This window comes from Rhodococcus sp. 008 (genome assembly GCF_001682295.1).
Classification (GTDB): domain Bacteria; phylum Actinomycetota; class Actinomycetes; order Mycobacteriales; family Mycobacteriaceae; genus Rhodococcus_F; species Rhodococcus_F qingshengii.
Genome location: NZ_CP012749.1, coordinates 3,958,202 through 3,978,457, shown reverse-complemented (window position 1 = coordinate 3,978,457; position 20,256 = coordinate 3,958,202). Strand labels below are relative to the sequence as shown.

Here is a 20,256-nt window from a genome sequence, read left to right as displayed (position 1 = left end):
CCTGTCCGGAAATCAGCTCGGGGCTACTTCCGCAGTTCGCAGATCCTTGCGGAGGATCTTTCCGGCCGCGGATTTCGGCACGGTGCTGATGAACGAAACCTGGCGAACCTTCTTGTGCGGCGAGACGCGCTCGGCGACGAAGGTGATCACGTCGTCTTCGGTCAACTCGGCGCCGTCCTGGAGCACGACGAATGCCTTCGGAACCTCTTCGCCCTCGGCGTCGAGCACACCGATCACTGCGGCGTCGGCGATCTGCGGATGGGTCAGCAGCAAGGCCTCGAGTTCCGCCGGGGGAACCTGGTAGCCCTTGTACTTGATCAGTTCCTTGAGGCGGTCGACGATCTTGACGACGCCGTCGCCGTCGACGGTCGCGATGTCACCGGTGTGCAGGTAACCGTCGTCGTCGAGGGTGTCCTTGGTGGCCTGGTCGTTGCCGAGGTAGCCGAGCATGATGTTCGGGCCCTTGCACCACAGTTCGCCGGGCTCGCTGACGCCGTCCGAGCCGAGAGCCGGGTACGCGACCTCTTCGCCCGTTCCGGGGTCGACGAGCTTGCATTCCATGTTGGCGATGGTCGGACCGCAGGTGTCGAGCGCGATGTCGTCGCGGTCGAACGGAATCGCGTGCGAGACCGGGCTCATCTCGGACATGCCGTAGCCCTGGCGGACGTGGCAGTTCAACCGGTCGGCGACGGCCTTGCCGAGCGCCGCGTCGAGCGGGGCCGCACCGGAGAAGATGGTGTGCACGCTCGAGAGGTCGTACTGATCGACGAGCGGATGCTTGGCCAGCGCGACGGCAACGGGCGGTGCGACGAAGATGTACGTCGACTTCTGCTCGGCGACGATCCGCAGGAACTCGACGAGATCGAACTTCGGCATCGTGATGAGGCTCGCGCGGCGATAGAGCGCAGCGTTGAGCAGGACAGTCATGCCGTAGATGTGGAAGAACGGCAGGACCGCGAGAATCTTGTCGTCGGTCTCGATGCCCATCCGCGGAATGATCTGGCAGACGTTGGCCACGAGGTTCCGATGGGTGAGCATGACCCCCTTGGGTCGGCCGGTGGTGCCCGAGGAGTACGGCAGCACCGCGAGTTGGGTGGCCGGATCGAAGGAGACCTCGGGCGCCGCTGCACCCTCGCCGAGCAGATCACGCAGCGAGAGGTGGCCTTCGGCCCCGTCGAGTACGAACACGTTCTCGGCCGGGATACCGACCAGGTCAGCAGCGGCCTTTGCCTGCGGCAGGAGCGGCGAGACGGTGAAGAGGAACTTGGCCTTGGAATCGGTGAGTTGCTTGGCGATGTCCTCGGCGGTGTAGAGCGCGTTGATCGTGGTCGCGACGCCACCGGCACGAAGGATGCCGTGGAAGACGGAACCGAAGGCCGGGACGTTGGGCGAATGCAGCCCGACCACGTCGCCGACGCTGAGTCCGCGCGCTGCGAGAGCGCCTGCAACGCCGTTGATCTGTGCGATCAGCGAAGCGTATGTGGTGACTGCGCCCGAACTGCCCTCGACGAATGCCGTCTTGTCGAGGTCTGCGGGGTCGGTGTTTCCGAACAGGAAGTCGTAGACGCTGAGGTTGGGGATTTCAACGTCGGGGAACGGACTCTTGAAGCTCACTGTGCTCCTCGAAAAGTTGCGCGGCGGGGTGGTGTGACCAACTTACTGTGACTCACGGGAACAGTATTATTCCGTGACGACAGTCACAAGTAAAGGTCACTTTACGTGACACATCCGCGATGTGTCTCACCCCGCTCGATCAGCTCTGCGCGGGCTCCTCCTCGATGAGGTGCTTGAACGGTTCGAGATTCGCCAGCGACTCGCCTCGCGACACCCGCCACGCCCACTCACGCTTGATGGACGAGGAGAAGCCGAGTTCGAGGATGACGTTGAAATCGCCGTCGGCGGCTTCGAGAACCTGACCGAGCACTCGGTCGAGTTCATCGCCGGTCACGGCATGCTCCGCGATCTTGCCGACCAGGTAGATGTCCCCGACCTTGTCGAGTGTGTACGCCACCCCGTACAGACGGCGGTTGCGCTTGAGCAGGAACTTGTAGACGCCTTCGAAGTTCTCGTCCACCTTGCGGCACACGAAGGCCTCGACCCGCACACCGTGATTGCCAACGGTGAGCAGAGTCGACGTCTTGAGTTTGTGTTCACCGGGAAGTTCGACGATGAAATGCGCGTCGTCTTTTCTGGTGAAGTCGAGTTCACGCTCGGTGAGGGCCTGCTCGATGGTGTCCGAAATGCTGCTCATGTACGCACTCCCCCGGTCCGGCGCAGACGCCACAGACCCCGCGCACGGCGGGGCGAGAAGTCGCTGGGACCGGTTCCGTTGTTGTAGTTGACTGCGGCTTTGCGATAGCTCTCGAGCAAACCGTCCGCGGTGTGTTCCCACGAGAAATTTTCGGCGTGACGCGGTGCCTGCGCGGCGAGTTCGGCCAAGCGCGTCGGTGCTGTCACCAAAGATTCGAGGGCGCCGGCCCAGTCTTCGGTGCGGTGTCCTTGAACCAGCAGGCCTGTCTCCCCGTTGCGTACGGCTACTCCCAGTCCGCCGACGTCGGCGGCGATCACGGGAGTTCCGCAGGCTTGAGCTTCGATGGCGACCAATCCGAAGGACTCCGAATAGCTCGGCACCGCAACCAGATCCGAGGCACGGTAGACATCGGCGAGACGCTCCGGTGCCTGCGGCGGCAAGAACGTCACCTGCGCTGTGATGCCGAGTGAGCGTGCCAGTTCGATCAGCACGTCCGGCCGCGCGAGGCCAGTTCCGGACGGCCCGCCGACGACGAGGATGCGCAACGGCAACTCGGGGCGACGGCTGATCACTTCGGCGGCAGCACGCAGCAGAACGTCCGGCGCTTTCAGAGGTTGGATCCGGCCGACGAAAGTCACGACGATCTCGCCCGGGTCCAACCCCAACGACGCGCGGGCGGAATCGCGATCGCCCGGTCGGTAGCGGGTGAGATCGGCGCCGGGAGCCACGACGTCGATACGCGTGGGGTCTGCGCCGTACAACTCGTGCAGCGCCTTGGCTTCGTCGGTGGTGTTGGCGACCAGGCGATCGGACTCGGCGACTACTTGCTGCTCGCCGATCTGACGTGCTGCCGGCTCCGGGGTGTCTCCCTCGGCAAGCGAAAGATTCTTCACCGCCGCGAGGGTGTGGGCGGTGTGTACGAGGGGCACGCCCCAGCGGTCGCGGGCCAGCCAGCCTACCTGACCGGACAACCAGTAGTGCGAGTGAATCAGGCTGTAGTACCCGGGCTCGTGGCGCGCTTCCTCCCGCAGAACTCCTGCGACGAAGGCACACAGTTGAGTCGGCAGATCCGCCTTGTCCAGCCCTTCGAAGGGACCAGCAGCAATGTTCCGAACCCGCACTCCGGGAGCGGCGTCCACCACGGGTGCGTCGGCCGAGGACGTCGCGCGGGTGAATATCTCCACCTCGACGCCACGTTTGGCGAGCTGAATGGCGGATTGCAGAACGTAGACGTTCATCCCACCCGCGTCACCGGTGCCGGGTTGTGCCAATGGCGAGGTGTGGACCGAGAGAACGGCCACCCGGCGAGGGCGCGAAATGTGCATGGGCGTCACGACTCCATACTGCCCCCTCACCGGGCGCGAACTCTAACCGAGGCTCGAGATGAAGGTTCGCACTTCGGACACGAATCGTGTCGGATCCTCCACGAACGGGCCGTGATTGCAGCCTTCCCAGTACGACGCCTGGGACTTGGGAATCAGTTCCTCGGCGTGCTTACCTGCGCTCACGTCGACGACGGAGTCGTCGGTTCCGTGCAGAACGAGGACCGGGATGTCCAGGTTGCGAAGCAACTCGTCGTGACCGACAGCACGGTTGAACAGTGCTGCGCGCACCCGCGGACGCGTCGAGAGGCTGTACCCGAACAAGGCCTGCGACGCTGCACCCTTGCCCTCGGGTGGGCCGGTGAGAGCATTGCCGAAAGCGCCGAGTGCACGGATCGCCTCGCGGGGATCTTCGGACATCGCGCCGGGAACTGCGCTACGCATCGCCGAGCCGACCTTGCCACCTTTTTCGCCGCGCCCGATGCTGGTGATCGCCCCGACCAGAACCGCGCCCGCCACCGCGCCGGTGCCGTGCGCTGCCAGGTAATCGCAGATCACCAGACCGCCGTACGACCAGCCGAGCAGGATCGCGTTCTCGGTGACGCCTTCGGCCGCAAGAACAGCCGCGACGTCGCCGGCCCAGTTCGCGGAATCGTCGTATCCGGATTCGGGCGCATCTGAGTAACCGTGGCCGCGCAGATCGACGGCGATCAGCCGATAGTCCGCGGCCAGGTCCGCGAGGACCTGCTCGCCCCAGCACTGCGAGGACTGAGCCCAGCCGTGCAGCAACACCAGCGGGGTCCCCGCCGAATTTCCGGTTACTCGATAGACGATGGACGTGCCGTCGACGCTGACGGCTTCACGAATAGACATGCCGTCACGATAGAGGCTGCGACTGCGGCGCCGACGGCGAGCATGTAGGCCGACGGGACGCCGTAGCGATCGATCAGCTGTCCGGCCAGCGCAGACCCGAGCGCCACGCCGACGCCGAGGCCGGTAACCGTCAGGGTCATTCCCTCGGTGAGCTTTTCCGGTGGGACGATCTGTTCGACCAGGGCTGTCGCGATGATGAGCGTCGGTGCGATGGTCGCGCCCGCCAGCACGTAGGCACCCGCAAGTGCGGCCACGTTTCCGACCAACAGAAGCGGGACGCTGAGAACGGCGACCGCCGAGGACGCGATCATCAACTGCCCGCGCAGCGATCGCGCCGGGTGCATCGACCCGAAGATCAGTCCCGCGATTCCCGAACCGCCGGCGAACAGCGCGAGGACCAGCGTCGCCGACCCCGGCGAATTCTGTTCCTTGGTGAACGCGATGGCGCCGACGTCGATGACGCCGAAGATCGTTCCGAGCATCACCATGATCACGATGACGATCCACATCACGTGGTTACCGAGAACCGATCGTCCGCGGCCGGGTCGACGCGGATGCACCTTCGGTTCGGTTCCGCGCTGTATGACCAGCAGCAGGGTTCCGGTGACCAGCAGGATCAACCCTGCCAGTGGTCCAGCCTCGGGGAAGAGCCCGATGCTCAGACCTACCGATATGACCGGGCCCGCCACGAAGCAGAGCTCGTCCACCACCGATTCGAAGGCGAAGGCGGTGCGCAGCTGAGGTTTTCCGACATAGATCGCCACCCACCTGGCGCGAATCATCGCGCCGATCGTCGGAGTGGCGCCGCCGGGGACGACCAGAACGAACAGCAGCCAGTCGGGAGCTTCCATCCGGACTGCGAGCAGGAGCGCCCCGATCGCGGTGACGCTCACGGCTGCGGCAATCGGCAGGACCGCTCGCTGTCCGAAGCGGTCGACCGCACGCGAGACCGCGGGCGCGATGATCGCCGACGAGAGCGCAAAAACCGCGGCGAGCGCGCCGGCGAGCGCGTAGTCACCACGAAGTTGCGAGATCATCGTCACGATTCCGATACCGATCATGGCGATCGGCAGCCTTGCGACAAATCCGGCGGCCGAGAAGGCGACCGATCCGGGGGCGGCAAAGATCTCGCGGTAGGCGCTCAGCAGGCCTTTGTTGGTGGATTCGCTCATGTCAGCTTCTCGTGCACTGAACAAGGTTCACAGAGCCGAGGCCGACTCGACAAATCGTTTTCACTGTGCGCTCGGGTTGACCTGTCGGTAACTTGCCTTACGATTGCGCGAATGAGTGTCCTGGTGTGTTTCCACGCCCATCCCGATGACGAAGTTTTCACTACGGGCGGCGTGATGAGAATGGCCGCCGACGCAGGTCACCGCGTCGTAGTCGTCACCGCTACCGACGGTGCTCTCGGTGAATTCCCCGACGGACTGTTGGACGAATACGAGACGTTGGCTCAGCGCCGCAGCCGTGAGCTCGAGGCGTCCACCGACGCGTTGGGTGCCAGTCGCGTCGTGTCCCTGCACTACCCGGATTCGGGGATGGTGGGTACGCCCGAGAACGAGAATCCGGAAGCGTTCTGCAACGTCGACGTCGAGAAGGCCGCCGAGCGTCTGGCCGAGGTTCTTCGTGAAGAGAACGCCGATGTCCTGACCATCTACGACCCCAACGGCGGATACGGCCACCCGGATCACATCCAGGTCCACCACGTCGGCGTTCGTGCTGCAGAACTCGCGGGCACGCCGTTCGTCTACGAGGCGTCCACCAACCGCGATCACATGAAGATGCTGATGCAGGCCAACCCCGAGTGGACCGAGGAGGCGCAGCCGCCGGACATCGAATCGTTCGGGCTTCCGGCTGACCAACTCACCACCGCGGTCGACGTCAGTTCGGTGATCTCGTCCAAGCGCGCGGCCATGTACGCGCACGCAACGCAGGTCGGCGATTTCGGCCCGTTCCTCGAAATGCCGACGGAGCAGCTCGCCGCGGCATTCGGCACCGAGTGGTTCCGTCGTCGCAACGCGCCGGAAGGGCTGTCGGAAACCGCCCTGCCCCTGTGAGTCACCGCCCTCGATAAACCGAAGTCCCGACGGAGGTTTCGGCGGCTCGTTAACATCGGTAGGCATGGACCTCGAACAACTTGTCGCGAGCATGCCTTTTGCAGTTCACACCGGAATTCAGTTGGACAGCGCGGCACCCGAACAGGTTGTCGGCCATCTGGATTGGGACAGCCACCGCACCACCGCCGGCAACGGAATGCACGGCGGCGCCTTGATGACGCTGGCAGACAGCGTCGGCGCCGTCTGTGCATTCCTCAATCTGCCGCCCGGCGCAAGTACGTCCACCACCAGTTCGTCGACCGTCTTCACTCGCGGCGTGCGCAAGGGCACGGTCACCGCCACCGCCCGGCCACTGCACGCGGGGCGCAGCACCGTCGCGGTGGTGACCGAGATCCGCGACGACGAGGGCCGCCTCGTCGCTCAGGTCACCGCATCACAGGCAGTACTGGGATCGTGAAGCTTCCCGCGTACCGCGCCTCGGGTGCCACCCTGCCGTACGGCAATCTGCTTGCCTCCCATGACGTTGCGATGGAGGGTTACTTCTGGCGATTCACGATGCCAGACAGCGGACGGGTGGTGATCGCGCTCGCCGGAATCAACAAGGCCGACGGCGGCAGCTGGTCGACGCTCGGTCTCGCGGCACACCCAGGCGGATTCCTCCGCACTGCTGAGCATCCGAATGGATCGGCCGATCCCCGTATCCTGGGGGCCTACGCCGACAACGCTTTCCGCGGCAATGCCGATCGACTCCAGGTCGATTTCGGCGACAGTCATCTCGACGTACGCATCAGCAATCAGCGATTCTGGCCGCACCGCCGCTTCGGGGGGTCGAGTTACTTCCAATCAGTTCCCGCACTCAATCAGTACTGGCATCCGTGGCTGCTCGGCGGCCGGGTCGAGGGAAGCGCCGTCATCGACGGACAGAGCTGGGATCTCACCGGAGCGCAGGTGTACGGCGAGAAGAACTGGGGAAAGGGAGGATTCCCGGAATCCTGGTGGTGGGGACAGGCACAGGGGTTCACCGATCCTCGAGCCTGCGTGGCGTTTGCCGGCGGACAGGTCAGCGCCGGACCTCTGCGCACCGAAGTCACCGCCGTCGTTGCCGCGCTACCGGACGGAACGGTGTTGCGGCTGGGTAATCCTCTGACGTCACAGGTGGAGACGACGGTGTCCGACGATCGCTGGACGCTTCGGGGTTACAGCCGGAAGTGGAGCGTCGACATCGACGGGACCGCACCCATCGCCGACGCACACATACTTCCTGTTCCGATACCTGCCGAGCGTCGAAACGTGCCAGGAGCGCTCGAGCATCTCGGTGGAACGATGTCGGTCATCGTCCGGCGACGCGGCACCATCGTCTGGAAGGACAGGTCGAGGTTGGCTGCTCTCGAGCACGGCGGATTGGATCGGGCGCAGGCCGAACTCACTCGGCGGGAACAGCTCTCGCAAGATCGATGAGAGCAGAGGCCGCCGGATTCTTGCCGCCCGACGAACGCCAGACCAATTCCAGCCGAGATCGTGCTTCCGGTTCGAGATCGATCCGATGCAACTCCCCCACTGTCGACTCCGGAAGCACGGCCATTCCCAGCCCCTGCGCTGCCAATGAAACGATGATGCCGAGGTTGCTTGCCTCGAGCGCAACCGTCGGCTTGGTGCCGGCTGCGGCGCACGCGAAGTCCAGACACGTTCTGATGCCGGTTCCCTCCGGCAGACAGATGACCGATTGCGTCGCGAGTTCGGCAAACGGCAGAGACGACACCTCGGCCAGCGGATGATCCGCCGCCACTCCGGCCACCAGTCGTTCGTCGGTGATCACCCTCGATTCGAGCCCTTCCGGCAGCTTGCCCGCCACCCCGATGACGGCTATGTCGAAGGTTCCGTCCGACACTCCGGCAAGCAGACTGCGCGAATCGTCCTCGGCCAGCGAAATGTCCAGTCCGGGGTGTTTGTTGTGCAACCGACTGAGCAGATCTGTGAGGTCGGCGGAAGCGCAGGCGGTAACCATCCCGACCGAAACGGAACCCCGAACCAGTCCGTTCAAGGCATCGACAGCGTCGCGGGTGCTCTGAACGGAAGCGAGTGCAGCGTAGGCGTGCGGGAGGACAGCTCGCCCGGCGTCGGTCAGACAAACGGTTCGACCACTACGATCGAGCAATTCCTGCCCCAACTCACGTTCCAGCCGTTTGACCTGCGCACTCACACCCGGTTGGGCTACGTGAAGCCGCTCGGCGGCGCGAGTGAAGTTGGCTTCCTCCACTACCGTGACAAAGTATTCGAGCTGCCGAAGTTCCATAACTGCTGATTCTAGCTGCGAGACAAACTAGATCTTGGACTTATCGCCGGAGTACTAGAACGATGGAAGCATGACAACAACAGATGACGTTCAGAAGGCCGGAACCCCGGAAGACATCGCGAAGCTTTTTGTGCAGTTCGCCAACGCTGGTGACGCAGACGCCGTCGCCGCACTTTACGAGGAGGATGCGGTGATGGCCTTCCCTCCCGGATCCCTCACCGTGGGCCGCCAAGCCATCCGCGAGGTGATCTCTCAGATGCTGGCAGCTGCACCGAGATTCACCGTCGAGGAATCTCTACCGACGGTGATCAGCGGCGACCTGGCCATGACCTCGACCAAACCTTCCGACGGAACCGGCGGGCGCACGCAGGTCGCGCGCCGCCAGCCCGACGGATCATGGTTGCTAGTCTTGGATCGACCGGAACTCTGACTGCCCTCTTCGCAGTCAGACGGCCGACGCGCGGCGCATAGCCGCAGCGGGATCAGCAAACAGTGAGCTCAGTGACACGACCGTGGAAGCGTATTCCTGAACCCGATTGCCGAAACCGGTAATTCGAATGTCCTTACGCTCCAAGGAGGATGCCGTCGAGAAAGCCTCGGCGACATGGGGCACCCCGGCCGGATAGTCGGTGAATGCCTGACCACCCAGAATCACACGATCCGGGTTGAACAGGTCACGCAGCATCGCCACTGTCCGGCCGAGGACGCGTGCTCGATCAACCAGAAGCTCGTGTGCCGGAATGGAACCCGACGACGCGGCCCGGTAGACGTCCGCGATCGTGACACGCTCGCTGCCCTGGATCACGGCGCCCGAAGACAAAGCCTGCGCGACTACGGCGCGGTCACTGATCGTCGCTTCAAGGCAACCCACGGCTCCGCAGGTGCACCGTGCGGACGAACCGGTGGGGAGGTGCGCGATCGAACCGGGTCCGCTGGACGGCGTGTGCACTCGCCCTTCGAAAGTGATTGCGATGCCGGCAGTTTCACGAGCGTAGAAGTACAGGCCGGTAGTGCCCGGCGTCGGGGCTTCGGCACGGTCGGTGCTGAGCAGTAGTTCCGACGCGGCCATCGCCTCGACGTGGGCGGCTACCGATACAGGGAGATCCAAGCCGGCTCCGATGATGGACCCGACCTTGGCGCCCTTCCATCCCAGACGCGGGTGATCGACGACTCCGGTCGCTGAATCGACGCGACCGCCGATGGCCACGCCGACGGCGAGCGGACGACGCTTGTGCCACCGCGAGGCAAAGGATTTGGCCGAGCGCGCAATGGTGGCAAGCGCGACAGCAGAATTGGTGGCAGGCGTCGGAATCTCGACGGCGCCGAGCACCTTTCCACGAATGTCGCTGGCGATGATGCTGGTGACGACGGCACCGATGTGGATGCCGACTGTCAGATAAGGCTCGTGGTTGACCTCGAACGGAACTCGCGGACGCCCGATTGCTCCGGAGGCCGTCAGGTCCGCGCGTTCGCGCAGGATCCCGAGGTCCAGCAGGCTCGTGACCTGCCGGTTCACGGTGGCGATGCTCAGCCCTGATGCCTTTGCCGCAGTGTCACGTGAGAGCGGCCCACGGGATCGAGCAATGCGCAACACAGTCGCGGACGGACCGTCGGCGATGCGTAGTTCGGGCGCAACTATCTGGGTACGGGTCCGGGTTCCCGAGAGCGCGGTTCGCGATCGGATGTTCGGAATGGCGGAGATTGTGGGTGTCGACATGGCTGTCCCTTGCAGAAGGAGGAGAAGGCGCATATCTCTGTCGACCGAGAAATCAGCGTTTCCACTGGTCACACGAAGAAATAGACAGAAAAGGCGCAGAAATTAGCTGCAGAAAGAACGGCGGCGACAACACAGCTCTCGCGCCAGAGGCAGACGCGAACCAAGCGCAGCGGTCACATAGGTGACCCGCAAAGCGGCAGGCTGGTCGGTCGACATGGCTCCAAAAGTAGCAGCTTCACCGAGATTCACAAATCAGGTGCGGTAACGATCACACTGAACGCAACCCTGTCGGGGCGAAATCTCGCGTGTTTGGGTGGGCACACTCCCCACGAAAGGTGCACCATGTCTACAGCTTTCGCCAAGCCGACCCTCACGAATTCGGCATCAACGAACGGAGCGGCCGTTGACGCCGCTCGCGGCACTGTCACCACCCTCGGCGCGCATATCGGCGCCCGAATCGACGGAATCACTCTCGGCGGGCATCTCGACCCGGCGACGATTTCCCTCATCCGGCAAGCACTTCTCGAACACAAGGTGATCTTCTTTCGCGGGCAAGACCACCTCGACAACGATTCGCAGTACGAGTTCGCCCAGCTGCTGGGTACCCCGACCACTGCCCACCCCACCGTGAAGTCGCACGGCGCAAAAGTTCTGCCCATCGACTCGGACCTGGGCAAGGCCAACAGCTGGCACACCGACGTCACCTTCGTCGACCGCATCCCCAAGGCTTCGATCCTGCGCGCGGTGCAGCTACCCGAATACGGCGGTTCCACGACGTGGGCGTCGGGGGTAGCCGCCTACAACGGACTGCCGGATCCGCTCAAGGCGCTCGCGGAGAACCTCTGGGCTCGCCACACGAACGTCTACGACTATGCGGCAACCAGCGCCGAGCGGCTCACCGAAGATCGCACGGCCGCCTACCGCGAGGAGTTCCAGTCCACGTACTTCGAGACGGAACACCCGGTGGTGCGGGTCCACCCCGAAACCGGAGAACGCACGCTCGTCCTCGGACATTTTGTCAAGAACTTCGTCGGGTTGAGCACCGAACAGTCGAACGGTGTATTCAAGCTCTTGCAGGATCACGCCATCAAGCTCGAGTACACGACGCGGTGGAACTGGGAAGCGGGTGACGTCGCGATCTGGGACAACCGCGCCACCCAACACTACGCGATCGCCGACTACGACGATCAGTACCGGCGTCTGGAGCGCATCACCCTTGCCGGCGACATCCCGGTCAACATCCACGGGGAACGAAGCCGCAGCATCGCCGGCGACGCTTCCGAATACTCGATCATCGAAGGCGCCTCGACTCTCCCATGACTTCACCGGATTCCGCCCCTCCTCCGCACGCCCGCGGATACGAAGGCTTCGAGGGTCGAATCGGCCGCACCGCAGCCGATTCGACCCCGTCGTGGCCCACCTCCACGACCCCGATTCCCGGATCACCCAACATCGTCGTGGTTCTGATCGACGACATGGGGTACAGCGACATCGGGCCGTTCGGCTCCGAGATCGAGACTCCCACCCTCGACCGCCTTGCCGCGCAGGGCATTCGGATGACCAACTACCACACGACGCCCCTCTGCTCGCCGTCGCGCGCAGCTCTTCTCACCGGCCTGAATCCGCACCGCGCCGGGTACGGTTTTGTCGCCAACGCCGATCCGGGCTACCCCGGACTGCGTCTGGAATTGGCCGACGACGTCCAGACACTCCCCGAAATCCTCCGCGGCGCGGGCTATGCGACCTATGCCGTCGGCAAGTGGCACCTCGTACGCGACGCCAACCTGGCCCCGGGACGAAGTCGTGACTCCTGGCCGACGCAGCGCGGTTTCGATCGCTACTACGGCTCACTCGAAGGCCTCAACTCCTTCTACTATCCCAATCAACTGATCTCCGACAATTCTGTGGTCGACGTGGACGAGTACCCCGAGGGGTACTACCTCACCGACGATCTGACCGACAAAGCGGTCGGGTACATCAAGGACCTCCGCGCCCACGATCAGGACAAGCCGTTCTTCCTCTACTTCGCACACGTCGCCATGCACGGACCGTTGCAGGCCAAGCCTGCCGACCAGGAAAAGTACCGCGGCCGCTACGACGAAGGGTGGGATCGAATCCGCGAGTCGCGGTTCGCCTCTCAGCTCGTGCAAGGCCTCTTTCCGGAAGGTACGCAACAAGCACCGCGAAACTCCGAACCCGGCTTCGACGTCCCCGAATGGGAATCACTCACGCCGGAAGTGCAGTCCAGGTTCGCCCGCTACATGGAGGTGTACGCGGCGATGGTCGACTCGATCGATCAGAGCGTCGGACGCATCGTCGACACCCTGGACGAACTCGGCGAGCTCGACAACACGATCATCGTCTTCACCTCCGACAACGGCGGCACCGCCGAGGGCGGTTCGGACGGGACCCGAAGCTACTTCGCACAGTTCGCGCATATTCAGGATCCGGACTGGGTGGGCGATGTCCCCCACGACGAATCCCTCATCGGCGGACCTGAATTGGGCGTCCACTATCCACGTGGATGGGGACAGACGTCCAACACCCCGTTCCGGTTCTACAAAGGGCAATCCTTTGCCGGCGGGATCCGTGTTCCTTTTCTCCTGTCCTGGCCCGCTGGATTGAAACCCGGAGCAGACGACAACGGGATTCGCGACCAGTTCGCGTACGTCACCGACCTGACCCCTACGCTGCTCGAACTGGCCGGAATCGACGCACCCAGTGTGCGAAACGGGCTCCCGGTGAAAGAGTTCGACGGGGTGTCTTCCGCGTCCGTTCTGCGTTCGTCTGCCGCTCCGAGCACTCACACCGAGCAGTACACCGAGATGACCGGCAACCGTGGCTACTACAAGGACGGCTGGAAACTGCTGGCTCTCACCCCGGCGGACATCGACAAACCGCACTGGCAGTTGTTCGACGTCCGCACCGACCCGACCGAGCTCGACGACCTGGCATCACGGTTTCCCGACAAGGTTCGCGAACTCGCCGAGGCCTGGGACCACTCGGCGTGGGCGAACACCGTGTTTCCTCTACTCGGCAATACCGTCGGCGCGGTTCGCCGTCCGGAGGAAGGAGCACTCTCACGCCCGGTGCGACTACTTGCCGGAACGCCCCCGCTGGAGCGCTACCGCTCATCCAAGCTGATCGGGTTCCGCGACTTCGACATCACGGTCGAACTCGACGGTTACCGCGAAGGTGACGCCGGTGTCCTTGTCGCCCATGGCGATCCGCAGGGTGGGTACCTTCTCTACGTCGAGGACGGGCACCAGCATCTCGGGTACAACGCGTTCGGTTCCTACTCCGTTGTCGACGCCGGACCGCTGGCGCTCGGCACCGAACGCATCGAGCTGTCGGTGACGGTGGTACCGCGGTTGCGTTGGGATCTCCACGTCAGCGTCGACGGCATTCACGCGGGCCAGCTGCTCGGGCAAGTACAACTGGTGGGAATGGCGCCGTGGACCGGTATCTCGGTCGGTGTCGACGCCAGGGGACCTGTGTCGTGGGAGGTACGACGACGCCATGGTCCCTTCCGGTACAGCGGCGCGCTGCGCGCCGTCACCTACACACCCGGTCGGATACAAGTACCGCGTCGTCACATCGAATCCATCGAACGGGAAGCAGAGTATGCCGCCGACTAGCCCTACGATTGCATCATGACCATTTCTTCCGATGCCCGCATCGCCGTAGTCACCGGAGCCAGCTCCGGAATCGGTGAGGCCACCGCCCGCACCCTGGCAGCTCAGGGATTCCACGTCGTGATCGGTGCTCGCCGCGTCGATCGTCTCGAGAAGATCGCCGAGGAAATCGGTGGTACCGCTCTCGAACTCGACGTCACCGACGAGGATTCCGTCGACGCGTTCGCGGCCGTGGTCCCCCGTGTCGACGTGTTGGTCAACAACGCGGGTGGTGCAAAGGGTCTGGCAACAGTCCTGGACGCCGATCTGGACGACTGGCGGTGGATGTGGGAGACCAATGTTCTGGGCACGTTGCGTGTGACGAAGGCACTGCTGCCCAAGCTGATCGATTCGGGTGACGGTCTGGTCGTGACCATCACCTCGGTGGCCGCGCTGGAGGCATACGACAACGGCTCGGGCTACACCACCGCCAAGCACGCTCAAGCCGTCCTTCATCGGACATTGCGTGGTGAACTGTTGGGCAAGCCCGTTCGACTGACCGAAATCGCGCCGGGAGCCGTCGAGACGGAGTTCTCACTCGTCCGGTTCGAGGGCGATCAGGACAAGGCCGACAAGGTGTACGAGGGAATCACACCGTTGGTGGCGCAGGACATCGCCGAGATCATCGGTTTTGTCGCGTCGCGGCCGTCACATGTGAACCTCGATCAGATCATCGTCAAGCCGAGGGATCAGGCAAGCCCCGGTCGGTTCCACCGCACCACCAGCTAGTTCGAATCGTTCTGACTAACCAGTGCGAATCACCCGGTGCAGGACGAGGCCGAGATTGCGTGCAATCTCGGCCTCCGTCATTTCCGTGGAAGCGCTACGGGCACTTACGGTTTCACCAGCGGTGACGATGTACCGACCATCTCCGGCATAGTCGTACCAGTGGAACGTTATTCCGTCGTCTGTCGGTCTGCTGTCCACCGCTCCTCCCGGGTATGTGGTGACTTCACCTATCGAGGTCCGCTCTCGGCCGAAGAATCTGCTCACTTCCTCGCTCCCGCGCGCACCGGCAGCACTGCTCAGAAAGCTCGCTCTACCGGAAGTTTTCGGCCTTTCGATGCTCACACCACGCTCCGATCCAGCGGGGCAGGTCGGCAGGTGATCGACGAGCATCCGTGGAATTGCCGATGGGCGTACCACGGTGAAAACCACGTCGGAGCCACAGTCGACAGTCCTGCCGGGCAGTTGAGTCAGGAGCACCCCCAGGTCGCCGGCAACAACGCCGTGCAATCGCGTCACCGTACTCATGTTCTGCCCGTGAAAACCGGAAACCTCCACGCGAGCATCAGGATTCGCAAGAGCACCGAGAACGTGATGCAGCCGATCGTCGAGCAACCAAGCCAGGTGTGCTCCCGCTCGACGTCGCTCTTCTGTCAGCTCGTTCATGGTTTCGGCCGTCGGACGAAACCGCAGCGGGTACGGGAGTCGGTCACGTCCGACCGCTTCCCAGAGAATCTGGAATTCGAGGCCGGTGAACTGCCACTGCATGGTGGTCATTCGCCCAGCACCGCCGGGGAGACCATCGGTAGGTCGCCGACCAGGGCATTGCCGTTCTCGACGGTGACGAGGTAGCCGGGGGTGTCGTGAACGTTGTCTTCGTCTTGCCCTTGCCCTCGTCCCGGTGCCATGCCGCCGACGCCACCCATCGCGCCCCGACCGCTCTGCGCGCCCGTCGCCGAGGTACCGCCAGTTCCGTTGACGCCCCCACGCCCGCCACCGGCGAGGCCACCGGTGCCGCCAGGGCCGAGGGCTCCGACTCCGGTTCCGCCTGGCCCGAAGCCTCCGGTACCGATTCCACCAGCAGGACCACCACCCGAACCGCTACCTACCAGGCCTGACGGCGTTCCGGAACCAAGCTGAGCGCCATTCGGAGTTGCACCTGCCAGGCCACCTGGCGCTGCACCGGCCGGCAGTGGGCCGGCATGTGCCGCCGTGGTCCCGGCCGGGTCGGAATCGGTTCCGGATCGAACTGCATCGACGTTCGGATTCCCTTGGGCATCAACGCCGCTACGGTTGTCACCATTTCCGGAATCGGTGCCGGATGGATTCTGACCGGAACCGTCTCCGGCCGGGTTTGCACCGCCGGAGTTTCCACCGTCCGCTCCCCCACCGACTCCGCCACCCGATGTAGATGGCGTGCCGAGCCCGTTTCCTGGACCCGAAAAGTTCCCGCCGTCGGCACCACCACCACCGAATGCACCGCCACTTCCAGCCCCGCCACTTCCAGCCCCTCCACCGCCGGTGACCGGATTGAATGCGGCCGGGAGGATCGGCACCTGATCGTCCGCACGCTTCATGGACGGCAGATACACGTCCTTCATCACCTGGCGCGCTTGACGTTCGGCTTCTTCCGCTTCGTATTGGGCCTGCTTCCATGTAGCCCCGGGAACCATGCTGAGAAACCTCTCGACCGTCGAGGCGCCGTCGGGTGCCGGAATCGAGCGTTTTGCCTCGTCGAGTGCGATCTTCGCCTCCTCGATCTTGTTCGAGATCAGATCGACCCGCACCTTCAGCTCACCCGCATCAGCCGAGTAGGCCAGCACTGCTTCCAGCGCAGCCGAGCCGCCGCGCCCCTGCCAGCCTTCGGTGATCGCACCGTTCACGTCGTTCTGGAACTTCCCGATGCCGGCTTCGACCCGGCCTGCAATGGCCTTCCAAGCCTCACCGATCGCACTCAGGGTTGCCGGATTCATCTCGTTGACGTGGTCGAAGATTTCGGAGTGCGACATCGCATCGAACGGATCGTCGTCCACGATTGCGTGTTCGCTGTACTCGAGCGACGACGTCTGAGCGGTGAGGGCATCGCGCTCACCCCAGGCTCGTGCGCGCTCCACATCGGCGTCGACGGTCGCAGCAGCCATCTCGTCGTCGAACGCGCCGCGGTCGTCGGTTATGGATTGCACCAGAGCAGATGTAGCGATTGCGCTCGCGATGGGAGTGCCGACAACTGGCAATGCCGCCACGCCAGGAGGCACGGCCTGCGTCGCATCGGAGATTCTTCCCAGCACGTCTTCCAGAAATGGAATGCCCACCGCTGTCCCCCTGAAGTCGAAAACCCCCGTCGGACTCCCCCGAGCCGACAGCACTTACCTGTACAGACGCAAGCAGAGCCCGGACGGTTCCCTCATCCACGGATTTACCGCAGTACAGAGTTACGGCAGTGCCGACATCGACTTCCAGGTCGGCAGATCGATTGCCCAGTCGTAGATGTCGCCGTCCGCAGGAGACAGGTCGATCGACGTGCCGGTCACCTCTACGGGGTCACCGTAGAGGGCGGTTCCGAAGTATTCCTGCGCGTCGGATGTCGACAGGTTGATGCAACCGTTCGTGACGTTCGACGAGCCCTGCACCCCGGTGGTCTCAGGATTGGCGTGGATGAATTCGCCGTTGTTGGAGATGCGCACCGCCCAACGCTCACGCACGTTCTCGTAGAACGGCGGATTGGACATCATGAAGTCTTCGTACTTCTCCGTCACCATGTGAATGCCGCTGCGCGTGACGTTTCGAGGTTCGTTTCCCTCGCCGTAGCTGACGGGAATGTCCATGATCGTCTGACCGTCGCGCACCACCTGCATGCGGTGGCTCGGCGCATTCGCCTTCACGATCTGGCTGCGACCGATCGTGAAGTCGAGCGTGAGATCCTGGTCGCCGAAGGCGCCACCGCCGTAGTTCAAGCCGTAGAGCTTGGCGTCCAGATGGACAGTCGTGCCCGGCACCCAGTAATCGGCCGGACGCCAATGGGCCCGCGATCCGCCGTTGTCGTCGGCCAGCCAAGCCCACGATCCGGCGGTGGGCGGCACGGTGGTCACGACAAGAGCCTTCTCGACGGCCGCCTTGTCGACGACGGAGTTGTCGAACTGCAACGTGATCGGTGCCGCGATACCAACTTCTTGGCCGTCGGCGATGTTGAGGGTGGCGCCGGTGGTCGACTCCGGGGCAACCGTCGTAAAGCTCCCTTGGACTGGCACGGATTTACCGTCGGTCCCGGTTGCCGAGCCCGACCACGAATACGTGGTGCCGTAGCCGAGTGCCTCACTGACGGTGAACGATGTCTTGTCAGGCGACAATTGTCCTGCAACGGCTTTACCGGCCGCATTGCTGAGGCTGACGTCGGACAGCGTTCCCTGGGTCACCGCCACCGAGACGGGGGCGACCGGGCTGACATCTTTGGTGCCGGGCGCCGGCGTCGACACCACGGTCGCCACCGGTGCTGGCTCGGCGGCCGCCGCGCCGCCCTGTCCGTCCTTGCCACCGATCGTGCAGCCGACGACGGCCACCATCAGAGCGAGCAATACAGCTACCAACGCAACAAGACGCGAACGACTTCTCCTACCACCCAGCTCATGCACTTCAACAGGCTACCTGCGGGCTCCGTCAGGAATCAGATGGTGCAGCCCACAGTTACCGGTTCCGGTTCCAGGTGGACACCGAACGCGGCCTCGACTCCGTCGCGCACTGCCCGCGCGAGCGAGACCACATCCGCACTCGTTGCGGACCCTCTGTTGGTCAACGCCAAGGTGTGTTTGGTCGACAGCCTGGCCGGTGCATCTTCGCCGGGATAACCCTTGGAGAATCCGGCCCGTTCGATCAACCATCCGGCCGAGAGCTTGGTTCCACCACTGCCGGGGAACTGCGGCACGGTGACGTCGCCGAGCTGTTCGGCGATGGCTGCGAGCACGGCAGGCAGCTTGTCGTCGGGCACCACGGGGTTGGTGAAGAAGGAACCCGCGCTCCAGGTGTCGTGGTCGTACGGATCGAGCACCATCGCCTTACCCGTCCGAAGTCCCAGAACTGCCTCGCGGACCTGCGACGCAGGTAACCGCTCGCCTTCTTCTGCCCCCAGTGCGGTGAACAGTTCGCGGTACGCGAGCGGGGCGCTCAATCCGTCGGTCGACGCGTCGAATTCGACGGCGAGAACCAGTGCTGCGTCCGAATGCTTGAGGACGCTCGACCGGTAACCCAATTCGAGTTTCGACGGTTCGACCCACGACACTTCGCCACTGCGCCGGTCGAGCAATTGAACCCGCCGGAGCCGCGAGCCCACCTCGACGCCGTACGCGCCGACGTTCTGCACCGGCGTCGCACCGGTCGAGCCCGGAATCCCGGACAGGCACTCGAGGCCACCCAGTTCCGCGGCGACGGATTGGCCGACTACTTCGTCCCACACCGCGCCCGCTTCGGCAACGACGCGGTCCGTGTCGAGGCTCACGGTGGTGTTGGCCACACGAACGACAACTCCGTCGAATCCCGAGTCGGAGATCACGAGATTGGATCCGCCGGCGAGAATCAGCGTCGGGATCTGCTCGCGATCGAGCAGCGTCACGACGTCGATCAACGACTGCGTCGTCGGGCATTCGGCGAGCAGCCGCGCCGGTCCCCCGATTCGGAGCGTCGTCAATCCTGACAAGTCAACGTTCTCGGACACGAAAGCGCCTGATTCCACGACGCGTCTGCCAATGGTTACGTCCCACACATCGATAAACGGTAGCCTCCACAATCGTGAGCCGTCGCATCGAGCATTCGTCGAAGTACACAGTCCCCGCCGAGAAGGTCCATGAGGCGGTGACCTCCGAGCAGTACTGGCGCGACCGAATCGTCGCTGTCGGTGGTCCCGGCGCGGCGATCGAAGAGCTGACCGTTCGCGACGAGACCGTCGCGGTCACGATGTCGCAGATCATTGCCGCAGAGCACCTCCCCAGCATGGTGTCGAAAGTCGTCAACGGCGACATCGTCATCAAGCGCAGTGAAACGATGGCGCCTTTCAAGGATGGCAAGGCCACCGGCACCTTCTCCGCCCACGTCGACGGCGTTCCCGCCCGTGTCGAGGGCACGCAGGTGCTGACAGGTGACGAGAACTCCGCCACTCTCGAGATCGACGGTGAGGTCGAGGTCAAGATCCCGTTCCTCGGCGGAAAGATCGAAAGTGCGATTGTCGACGAGGTTGTCCGGCTCATCCAGGCCGAACAGGACTTCACCCGGGAGTGGATCACGAAGTAAAATCCTGCGGGCGGCGATGGTTGTGGATACAGCCAATTTGGCTTGTCACAGCGCGTAACAGGTATT

At 63.8% G+C, this 20,256-nt stretch carries 19 protein-coding genes; 8 read left to right on the top strand and 11 right to left on the bottom strand.

Features of this window, described 5'->3' with window-relative positions; translation table 11 throughout:
- Nucleotides 1-12: 12 nt before the first annotated feature.
- From AOT96_RS18560 to AOT96_RS18540, 5 genes are all read right to left on the bottom strand, one after another.
- Entirely contained in the window at nt 13-1,614 is a 1,602-nt protein-coding gene (locus tag AOT96_RS18560) for an AMP-binding protein (protein WP_042923257.1), read from the bottom strand.
- A 139-nt stretch (nt 1,615-1,753) separates the two neighbouring features.
- Nucleotides 1,754-2,251, bottom strand: coding sequence for a YbjN domain-containing protein (locus AOT96_RS18555; protein ID WP_047268888.1), 498 nt, complete (start codon nt 2,249-2,251; stop codon nt 1,754-1,756).
- Complete coding sequence (gene mshA / locus AOT96_RS18550) at nt 2,248-3,576, bottom strand: D-inositol-3-phosphate glycosyltransferase (protein WP_065352118.1); 1,329 nt, start codon at nt 3,574-3,576, stop codon at nt 2,248-2,250. Before mshA ends, AOT96_RS18555 begins: the two co-directional genes overlap by 4 nt.
- A 42-nt stretch (nt 3,577-3,618) precedes the next feature.
- Entirely contained in the window at nt 3,619-4,446 is an 828-nt protein-coding gene (locus tag AOT96_RS18545) for an alpha/beta fold hydrolase (protein ID WP_042452989.1), read from the bottom strand.
- Nucleotides 4,392-5,618, bottom strand: coding sequence for an MFS transporter (locus AOT96_RS18540; RefSeq protein WP_003942019.1), 1,227 nt, complete (start codon nt 5,616-5,618; stop codon nt 4,392-4,394). Before AOT96_RS18540 ends, AOT96_RS18545 begins: the two co-directional genes overlap by 55 nt.
- A gap of 111 nt (nt 5,619-5,729) precedes the next feature.
- On the opposite strand from AOT96_RS18540, the gene AOT96_RS18535 reads away from it, so the two are divergent.
- The 3 genes from AOT96_RS18535 to AOT96_RS18525 all read left to right on the top strand — a co-directional run bounded on the left by AOT96_RS18535 (nt 5,730) and on the right by AOT96_RS18525 (nt 7,961).
- Nucleotides 5,730-6,503: a PIG-L family deacetylase gene (locus tag AOT96_RS18535; RefSeq protein ID WP_003942001.1), complete on the top strand. Its 774-nt coding sequence runs from the start codon at nt 5,730-5,732 to the stop codon at nt 6,501-6,503.
- A 64-nt stretch (nt 6,504-6,567) separates the two neighbouring features.
- Nucleotides 6,568-6,960 carry a PaaI family thioesterase gene (locus AOT96_RS18530; RefSeq protein WP_058227471.1) on the top strand — a complete coding sequence of 131 codons (393 nt, stop codon included), beginning with the start codon at nt 6,568-6,570 and terminating at the stop codon, nt 6,958-6,960.
- Nucleotides 6,957-7,961, top strand: coding sequence for a tocopherol cyclase family protein (locus AOT96_RS18525; RefSeq protein WP_007735336.1), 1,005 nt, complete (start codon nt 6,957-6,959; stop codon nt 7,959-7,961). The genes AOT96_RS18530 and AOT96_RS18525 overlap by 4 nt, the downstream gene beginning before the upstream one ends.
- Here AOT96_RS18525 and AOT96_RS18520 read toward each other — a convergent pair.
- Nucleotides 7,927-8,796 (bottom strand): LysR family transcriptional regulator, encoded by an 870-nt coding sequence (locus AOT96_RS18520; protein WP_065352117.1) that lies wholly within the window; start codon nt 8,794-8,796, stop codon nt 7,927-7,929. The two genes, AOT96_RS18525 and AOT96_RS18520, sit on opposite strands and share 35 nt — an antisense overlap.
- Nucleotides 8,797-8,866: 70 nt before the next feature.
- On the opposite strand from AOT96_RS18520, the gene AOT96_RS18515 reads away from it, so the two are divergent.
- Nucleotides 8,867-9,226, top strand: coding sequence for a YybH family protein (locus AOT96_RS18515; RefSeq protein WP_065352116.1), 360 nt, complete (start codon nt 8,867-8,869; stop codon nt 9,224-9,226).
- Between the two features lie 15 nt (nt 9,227-9,241).
- Here the strand turns inward: AOT96_RS18515 and AOT96_RS18510 are convergent, their stop codons facing one another.
- The gene (locus AOT96_RS18510) at nt 9,242-10,513 is read right to left on the bottom strand and encodes an ROK family transcriptional regulator (protein WP_074447122.1); all 1,272 of its coding nucleotides are present in this window, start codon (nt 10,511-10,513) and stop codon (nt 9,242-9,244) included.
- A gap of 342 nt (nt 10,514-10,855) precedes the next feature.
- On the opposite strand from AOT96_RS18510, the gene AOT96_RS18505 reads away from it, so the two are divergent.
- Genes AOT96_RS18505 through AOT96_RS18495 form a run of 3 tightly spaced genes read left to right on the top strand, consistent with a single transcriptional unit; the run spans nt 10,856 to nt 14,916 of the window.
- Nucleotides 10,856-11,833 (top strand): TauD/TfdA dioxygenase family protein, encoded by a 978-nt coding sequence (locus AOT96_RS18505; protein WP_042452972.1) that lies wholly within the window; start codon nt 10,856-10,858, stop codon nt 11,831-11,833.
- On the top strand, nt 11,830-14,151 hold the full coding sequence (locus AOT96_RS18500; RefSeq protein WP_065352115.1) for an arylsulfatase: 2,322 nt from the start codon (nt 11,830-11,832) through the stop codon (nt 14,149-14,151). Before AOT96_RS18505 ends, AOT96_RS18500 begins: the two co-directional genes overlap by 4 nt.
- Before the next feature lie 15 nt (nt 14,152-14,166).
- Nucleotides 14,167-14,916 (top strand): SDR family NAD(P)-dependent oxidoreductase, encoded by a 750-nt coding sequence (locus AOT96_RS18495; protein WP_003942076.1) that lies wholly within the window; start codon nt 14,167-14,169, stop codon nt 14,914-14,916.
- Between the two features lie 15 nt (nt 14,917-14,931).
- Here AOT96_RS18495 and AOT96_RS18490 read toward each other — a convergent pair whose 3' ends face one another.
- From AOT96_RS18490 to AOT96_RS18475, 4 genes are all read right to left on the bottom strand, one after another.
- Entirely contained in the window at nt 14,932-15,690 is a 759-nt protein-coding gene (locus tag AOT96_RS18490) for an ESX secretion-associated protein EspG (RefSeq protein WP_007735346.1), read from the bottom strand.
- Nucleotides 15,687-17,225, bottom strand: a complete 1,539-nt coding sequence (locus AOT96_RS18485) for a hypothetical protein (protein WP_064114008.1) — start codon at nt 17,223-17,225, stop codon at nt 15,687-15,689. The genes AOT96_RS18490 and AOT96_RS18485 overlap by 4 nt, the downstream gene beginning before the upstream one ends.
- A 120-nt stretch (nt 17,226-17,345) precedes the next feature.
- The gene (locus AOT96_RS18480; protein WP_064114009.1) at nt 17,346-18,542 is read right to left on the bottom strand and encodes a L,D-transpeptidase; all 1,197 of its coding nucleotides are present in this window, start codon (nt 18,540-18,542) and stop codon (nt 17,346-17,348) included.
- Nucleotides 18,543-18,574: 32 nt separating this feature from the next.
- A complete protein-coding gene (locus tag AOT96_RS18475) occupies nt 18,575-19,618 on the bottom strand; it encodes a UDP-N-acetylmuramate dehydrogenase (RefSeq protein WP_064114012.1) in 1,044 nt (347 codons plus the stop codon).
- Between the two features lie 74 nt (nt 19,619-19,692).
- Between AOT96_RS18475 and AOT96_RS18470 the strand changes: the two genes are divergently transcribed.
- On the top strand, nt 19,693-20,190 hold the full coding sequence (locus tag AOT96_RS18470) for a DUF2505 domain-containing protein (RefSeq protein WP_054826635.1): 498 nt from the start codon (nt 19,693-19,695) through the stop codon (nt 20,188-20,190).
- Nucleotides 20,191-20,256: the final 66 nt, after the last annotated feature.